The sequence below is a fragment of the Saccharopolyspora sp. genome, assembly GCF_017434145.1.
GTDB classification, from domain to species: domain Bacteria; phylum Actinomycetota; class Actinomycetes; order Mycobacteriales; family Pseudonocardiaceae; genus Saccharopolyspora_C; species Saccharopolyspora_C galaxeae.
This window is the reverse complement of sequence record NZ_JAFRFW010000948.1, coordinates 1-6,599: the sequence shown is the minus strand read 5'-3', so window position 1 is coordinate 6,599 and position 6,599 is coordinate 1. Positions and strand designations below refer to the sequence as shown.

Genomic DNA, 6,599 nt, shown 5'->3' with positions numbered 1-6,599 from the left:
GCCGGGGCCTTGTAGAGCTCGGCCAGCGTCTCGACCTCCGCGGTCGTGACGCCCTGCTTGCCGCTTTCGATCTTGCTGATCTTCGGCGCGGTGCCACCTACGACCGCCGCTGCCTCGGCGGCGGTACGTTCGGATTCTTCGCGCAGGCGGCGCAGTTCTATGCCGAGCTGGATCTTGAGCATCTTCGGGTCCGGGGCCACGCCGATCATGGTGCCACTGTCACCGGGAAAACTGGATCACCTGATTCGGCGACTGTTTATGAGCAAGTTGCTCGCTAAGCTGAATCCATCAGGATCCCCGGTGAAGGGAGTCGGCGATGTCCGACGGTGAAGCTCAACTGCTCCGCGAACTCTCCGCGGGTGTGCGCCCGCGGCCGTTCGCGCTCTACGAGCTCGTGCGGGAACGCGGCGAGGTGGTCGACGCCGAGGTCTGCGTCTGGGGCCTGGACGTCAGCGCGCAATGCAGCCCGGACGGCCGCGGTCCGGGCGCGGTTTTCGTCGGCCCGGGCGGGATGATGGGCAACGCCGACTCGGGCGAGTCCACGCTGGAGATGTTCTCGCTGATCCGCGACGTCCGGTTGGTCTGGCTGTAGCCCGCACCACCCATCCTTGATTGATGTTGCATAAGAATGCATAATCATCCGCATGACGGTTCGGGTGGCAGTCGCGGGTGCGAGCGGCTACGCGGGCGGGGAACTGCTCCGCCTGCTGCTGGCGCATCCGGAAGTCGAGATCGGCACGTTGAGCGCGGGCGGCACCGCGGGCAGCAAGCTGGGCGCGCACCACCCGAACCTGGTGCCGCTGGCCGAGCGCGAACTCACCGAGACCTCCGCCGCCGAGCTCGCCGGGCACGACGTCGTGTTCCTCGCGCTGCCGCACGGGCACTCCGCCGCGATCGCCGCCGAACTCGGCGATGCCGCGGTGGTCATCGACTGCGGCGCCGACCACCGGCTCAACGACCCCGCCGACTGGCAGCGCTGGTACGGCGGCGAGCATCCCGGCACCTGGCCCTACGGCATCCCCGAACTCCCCGGCGGGCGCGAGAAGCTGCGCAGCACCAAGCGGGTCGCGGTCCCCGGCTGCTTCCCCACGGTCTCGTCGCTGACGCTGGTGCCCGCGCTGGCGGCCGGGCTGGTCGAGCCGGACGCCACGGTCGTCGCGGTCACCGGAACATCCGGCGCGGGGCGTTCGCTCAAGCCGCACCTGCTCTCGGCCGAAGTCATGGGCTCGGCCAGCGTCTACGGCGTCGGCGGTGCGCACCGGCACACCCCGGAGATGATCCAGAACCTCTCCGCCGTCGCCGGCGAGTCCGTCAAGGTCTCGTTCACGCCGGTGCTCGCACCGATGCCGCGCGGAATCCTCGCCACCTGCACCGCTCCGCTGCGCGGTGACGTCGACGCCGACGCGGCCCGCAAGGTCTACCTCGACGCCTACGGCGACGAGCCGTTCGTGCAGGTGCTGCCCGCGGGGAGCTGGCCGCAGACCTCGGCGACGATCGGCGCCAACACCGTTCACGTGCAGGTCACCGTGGACGCCGACGCCGGTCGGCTGGTCGCGGTCGGTGCCGAGGACAACCTCACCAAGGGCACCGCGGGCGGCGCGGTGCAGTGCATGAACCTGGCGCTGGGCCTGCCCGAGACGACCGGGTTGCCGTTCGCGGGAGTCGCCCCGTGAACTGGACGCTGCACCTGCACGACGAACCGCTCGCGGTCGTCGCCACCGACGAGCCGCTGCCGGAGACCGGTCCGATCCGGGCCGAGCTGGTCACCGCGAAGGGTCGCACCCTCGTGCTCCCGTACGAAGCAGCCGCGGGCCTGGAGACCGTAGAAGGACCGTTCCGCGCACTGGAAGTACGCGGGCCGCTGGAGTTCTCGCTCACCGGCGTGCTCGCCGAGCTGCTGAACCCGTTGGCGCGGGCCGAGATCAGCGTCTTCACGCTGTCCACTTTCGACACCGACTGGATCCTCGTCCCGGCCGCCGCCGCCGAGTCCGCCCGGGCGGCGCTGACCGCCGAAGGCCACACCGTGCACCCCGAGGAGTTCGCATGAGCGTCACCGCCCCCGCCGGTTTCCGCGCGGCAGGCGTCGCCGCCGGGATCAAAGCCGGCGGCGCCCGAGACCTGGCGCTCGTGGTCAACGACGGCCCGCAGTCCACCGCCGCGGGCGTGTTCACCATGAACCAGGTCAAAGCCGCGCCGGTGCTGTGGTCGCAGCAGGTGCTGCAGGAGCAGAGCCTGCGCGCCGTGGTGCTCAACTCCGGCGGTGCCAACGCCTGCACCGGCCCGGAAGGCTTCCAGGACACCCACGCCACGGCCGAGAAGGTCGCGGAATCCCTGGAAATCGGCGCGATCGACGTAGCGGTGTGCTCCACCGGCCTCATCGGCGAACGCCTCCCGATGGACGCCGTTCTGTCCGGAGTGGACGGTGCGGCGAAGTCGCTGGCGGACACCGAGCAAGCCGCGACCGACGCGGCGACCGCGATCCTGACCACCGACAGCGTGCCCAAGCAGGCGCACGCCGCCGGAGCGGGCTGGTCCGTCGGCGGTTTCGCCAAGGGCGCCGGAATGCTCGCCCCGAACCTCGCGACCATGCTCAGCGTGCTCACCACCGACGCCGTGATCTCCAAGGCATCCCTCGACGAGGCACTGCGCGCGGCCACCCGCGTCACCTTCGACCGGCTCGACGTCGACGGCGGCACCTCCACCAACGACACGGTGCTCGTGCTCGCCTCCGGCGCCTCCGGCATCGAACCGTCCACTGAGGACTTCGCCGAGCAGCTCAAGAACGTCTGCACCGACCTGGTCCGCGGCCTGCAGCACGACGCCGAGGGCGCCACCAAGGCCGTCGACATCACCGTGCGCGGCGCGCGGACCGAGGACGACGCCGTCCGCATCGGACGGATCATCGCCGAGGACAACCTGGTCGGAACCGCGCTGTTCGGCTCCGACCCGAACTGGGGCCGGATCGCGATGGCGCTGGGCCGCGCGGGCGTCGGCATCGACGTCGGCAAGGCCGAGATCTCCGTCAACGGCGTGCGGCTGTTCGCGGGCGGCCTGCCCGACCGGGACCGCAGCGAAGCCGACCTCACCGGCCGCGACATCGAGATCGCGGTGGACCTGCACCTCGGCGAGCACGAGGCGACGATCCTGTCCACCGACCTCTCGCACGGCTACGTCGAAGAGAACAGCGCGTACTCGTCATGACCACGTACCCGCAAAGCACCGACCGCCTCGCCCGCGCTGGGGAGAAGGCAGGCGTGCTGGTCGAAGCCCTGCCGTGGCTGGAGCGCTTCCACGGCGCGACCGTCGTGGTCAAGTACGGCGGCAACGCCATGGTCGACGACGAGCTCAAGGCCGCCTTCGCGCAGGACATGGTGTTCCTGCGGCTGGCCGGGCTGCGGCCGGTGATCGTGCACGGCGGCGGGCCGCAGATCACCTCGATGCTCGACCGGCTCGGCATGGCGGGGGAGTTCCGCGGCGGCCTGCGGGTCACCACGCCGGAAACCATGGACGTCGTGCGGATGGTGCTGGTCGGCCAGGTCGGGCGCGAACTCGTCGGCCTGATCAACCAGCACGGCCCGCACGCGGTGGGGATGTCCGGTGAGGACGCCCAGCTGTTCACCGCCGCGCGCCGCACCGCCCTGGTCGACGGCGAAGCGGTCGACGTGGGCCTGGTCGGCGACGTGGTCTCGGTCAACTCCGACGCGGTGCACGACCTGATCGACGCCGGACGCATCCCGGTGGTGTCCACAGTGGCCCCGGACGCGGACGGCGTGGTGCACAACGTCAACGCCGACACCGCGGCCGGTGCGCTGGCGAAGGAGCTGGGCGCGGAAAAGCTCGTCGTGCTCACCGACGTCGAAGGTCTCTACACCGACTGGCCGGACCGTTCATCGCTGGTGTCCAGATTGGACGCGGACGAGCTGGAACGGCTGCTGCCGGGCCTGGACTCCGGCATGGTGCCGAAGATGGAGGCGTGCCTGCGCGCGGTGCGCGGCGGCGTACCCCGCGCGCACGTCATCGACGGCAGGCTCGCGCACTCGGTGCTGCTGGAGGTCTTCACCAGCGCCGGCGTTGGAACGATGGTGCTGCCCAGCACGAAAAGCGAGGTCGAAAACTCATGACCAGCAACGTCACCGGCACCCAGCGGTGGCAGACGTCCATGATGGACAACTACGGCACCCCGAAGCTGACCCTGGTGCGCGGCTCGGGCTGCACCGTCACCGACGCCGACGGCCGCGACTACCTGGACTTCGTCAGCGGCATCGCGGTCAACGCGCTCGGCCACGCCCACCCCGCGGTGGTCGAAGCGGTGACCGAGCAGATCGGCAACCTCGGGCACGTCTCGAACTTCTACGCGCACGAGAACGGCTTGCAGCTGGCCGAGGAACTGCTGGAACTGGCCGGGGCGAGCGGCCGGGTGCTGTTCTGCAACTCCGGCGCCGAGGCCAACGAAGCCGCGTTCAAGATCAGCAGGCTCACCGGCCGCAGCAAGGTCGTCGCCACCGAAGGCGGCTTCCACGGCCGCACCATGGGCGCGCTCGCCCTGACCGGCCAGCCCGCCAAGCAGCTGCCGTTCGAGCCACTGCCCGGCGGAGTCGTGCACGTGCCCTACGGCGACGTGGCCGCGCTCGAGTCCGCAGTGGATGACACGACCGCCGCGCTGTTCCTCGAACCCGTGCAGGGCGAGAACGGCGTGGTCGTCCCGCCCGAGGGCTACCTGCGGGCCGCGCGCGAGATCACCGCACGGTACGGCACGCTGCTCGTCCTGGACGAGGTGCAGACCGGCATCGGCCGCACCGGCGAATGGTTCGCCTTCCAGCGCGACGGCGTCGAACCGGACGTGATCACGCTGGCCAAGGGGCTCGGCGGCGGACTTTCGCTCGGCGCCTGCATCGGCCTCGGTGAAACCGGTGAGCTGCTGCAACCCGGCCAGCACGGCACCACCTTCGGCGGCAACCCGGTCGCCTGCGCGGCGGCGCTGGCCGTGCTGCGCACCATCCGCGAGGACGGGCTGCTCGAACATGTGAAGTCCGTCGGCGAAGAACTCGCCGCGGGAGTGCGCGCCATCGACCACCCGCTGATCGCCGAAGTCCGCGGGCACGGGCTGCTGCTCGGCGTGCGCCTGACCGAACCCGTCGCGGCGAAGGTGTCCGCGGCCGCCCAGGAAGCCGGCTTCCTGATCAACGCCGTGCAGCCGGACGTGCTGCGGCTCAGCCCGCCGCTGGTCGTGCAGCACGACCAGGTGCGGCAACTGCTCGACCGGCTCCCCGAACTTCTCCGGCTCGCCGAATGACCTGCGAGCCCGAGTCCCACCACGATCCGCGGAGGTGACGCCGTGGCACCCCGGCACTTTCTGCGCGATGACGACCTCGGCCCCGACGAACAGGCCGAAGTGCTCGACCTCGCCGCCCACTACAAGACCGACCCGCACAGCGACGACGTGCTGCGCAACAAGTCCGTGGCGGTGATCTTCGAGAAGAACTCCACCCGCACCCGGCTGTCCTTCGAAGTCGGCATCCACCAGCTCGGCGGCCAGCCGATCGTGGTCGACGGCCGGATGATGCAGCTCGGGCGCGAGGAGACCATCGAAGACACCTCCCGCGTGCTGTCCCGCTACGCCGACATCGTCGTGTGGCGCACCTTCGCGCAGGCGCGGATGCAGTCGATGTCCGCGGCCTCGACCGTGCCGGTCGTCAACGCGCTCACCGACGAGTTCCACCCCTGCCAGGTCCTCGCCGATCTGCAGACCGTCCGCGAACGCCACGGCACGCTGGCCGGGCGCACCCTGACCTACCTCGGGGACGGCGCGAACAACATGGCCCACTCGCTGCTCATCGGCGGAGCCACCGCGGGAATGCACGTCCGCATCGGCGCCCCCGAGGGCTTCGCCCCCGCGCAGTGGGTGCTCGACGCGGCCAACAAGCGGGCCGCCGAAACCGGCGGATCGGTGGCGCTGCACACCGACCCGCGTGCATCGGTGGACGGAGCCGACGTGCTCGCCACCGACTCGTGGACCTCCATGGGCCAGGAGAACGACGGCAAGGACCGGGTGAGCCCGTTCCGCCCGTTCCAGGTCAACACCGACCTGCTCGGCGCAACCGGCGTCGAGACCACCGTGCTGCACTGCCTGCCCGCGCACCGCGGCTGGGAGATCACCGACGAAGTCCTCGACGGCCCGGCCAGCGCGGTATTCGACGAGGCGGAGAACCGGCTGCACGCGCAGAAGGCCCTGCTGAGCTGGCTGGTGCGGCGGCCATGAGCACCAGGGCGGCCCGGCAGGCCCGCATCGTCGAACTCGTATCGTCGATGGGGATACGCAGCCAGACCGAACTGGCCCGGCTGCTGGCCGGGGACGGCATCGAGGTCACCCAGGCCACGCTGTCCCGGGACCTCGACGAGCTCGGCGCGGTGAAGCTGCGCGGACCGGACGGCGGCGCCGCCGTCTACGTCATCCCGGAGGACGGCAGCCCGGTGCGCGGGGTGCAGGGCGGCACCTCGCGGCTGAGCAGGTTGCTCGCCGAGCTGCTGGTCTCCGCCGACGGCTCCGGCAACCTCACCGTGCTGCGCACCCCGCCCGGCGCCGCCCAGTTCCTGGCCAG

9 protein-coding genes are annotated in these 6,599 nt (G+C 70.9%); 8 read left to right on the top strand and 1 reads right to left on the bottom strand.

What is annotated here, in order from left to right; translation table 11 throughout:
• Positions 1–209 (bottom strand): helix-turn-helix transcriptional regulator (locus IJH84_RS25550; protein ID WP_295149894.1); only part of this gene is annotated, 209 nt, incomplete at its 3' end.
• A gap of 107 nt (positions 210–316) precedes the next feature.
• On the opposite strand from IJH84_RS25550, the gene IJH84_RS25545 reads away from it, so the two are divergent.
• From IJH84_RS25545 to IJH84_RS25510, 8 genes are all read left to right on the top strand, one after another.
• Complete coding sequence (locus tag IJH84_RS25545) at positions 317–592, top strand: hypothetical protein (RefSeq protein WP_295149892.1); 276 nt, start codon at positions 317–319, stop codon at positions 590–592.
• Positions 593–644: 52 nt separating this feature from the next.
• Positions 645–1,673 (top strand): N-acetyl-gamma-glutamyl-phosphate reductase, encoded by a 1,029-nt coding sequence (gene argC / locus IJH84_RS25540; RefSeq protein ID WP_295149890.1) that lies wholly within the window; start codon positions 645–647, stop codon positions 1,671–1,673.
• Entirely contained in the window at positions 1,670–2,047 is a 378-nt protein-coding gene (locus IJH84_RS25535; RefSeq protein ID WP_200072112.1) for an ACT domain-containing protein, read from the top strand. The genes argC and IJH84_RS25535 overlap by 4 nt, the downstream gene beginning before the upstream one ends.
• Positions 2,044–3,201 carry a bifunctional glutamate N-acetyltransferase/amino-acid acetyltransferase ArgJ gene (argJ, locus tag IJH84_RS25530; protein WP_295149888.1) on the top strand — a complete coding sequence of 386 codons (1,158 nt, stop codon included), beginning with the start codon at positions 2,044–2,046 and terminating at the stop codon, positions 3,199–3,201. Before IJH84_RS25535 ends, argJ begins: the two co-directional genes overlap by 4 nt.
• Positions 3,198–4,121 (top strand): acetylglutamate kinase, encoded by a 924-nt coding sequence (gene argB, locus IJH84_RS25525; protein WP_200072114.1) that lies wholly within the window; start codon positions 3,198–3,200, stop codon positions 4,119–4,121. Before argJ ends, argB begins: the two co-directional genes overlap by 4 nt.
• On the top strand, positions 4,118–5,293 hold the full coding sequence (locus tag IJH84_RS25520; protein WP_295149885.1) for an acetylornithine transaminase: 1,176 nt from the start codon (positions 4,118–4,120) through the stop codon (positions 5,291–5,293). Before argB ends, IJH84_RS25520 begins: the two co-directional genes overlap by 4 nt.
• Positions 5,294–5,335: 42 nt before the next feature.
• Complete coding sequence (argF, locus tag IJH84_RS25515) at positions 5,336–6,259, top strand: ornithine carbamoyltransferase (RefSeq protein WP_295149882.1); 924 nt, start codon at positions 5,336–5,338, stop codon at positions 6,257–6,259.
• Positions 6,256–6,599 (top strand): arginine repressor (locus IJH84_RS25510; RefSeq protein ID WP_295149880.1); only part of this gene is annotated, 344 nt, incomplete at its 3' end. The genes argF and IJH84_RS25510, both read left to right, overlap by 4 nt.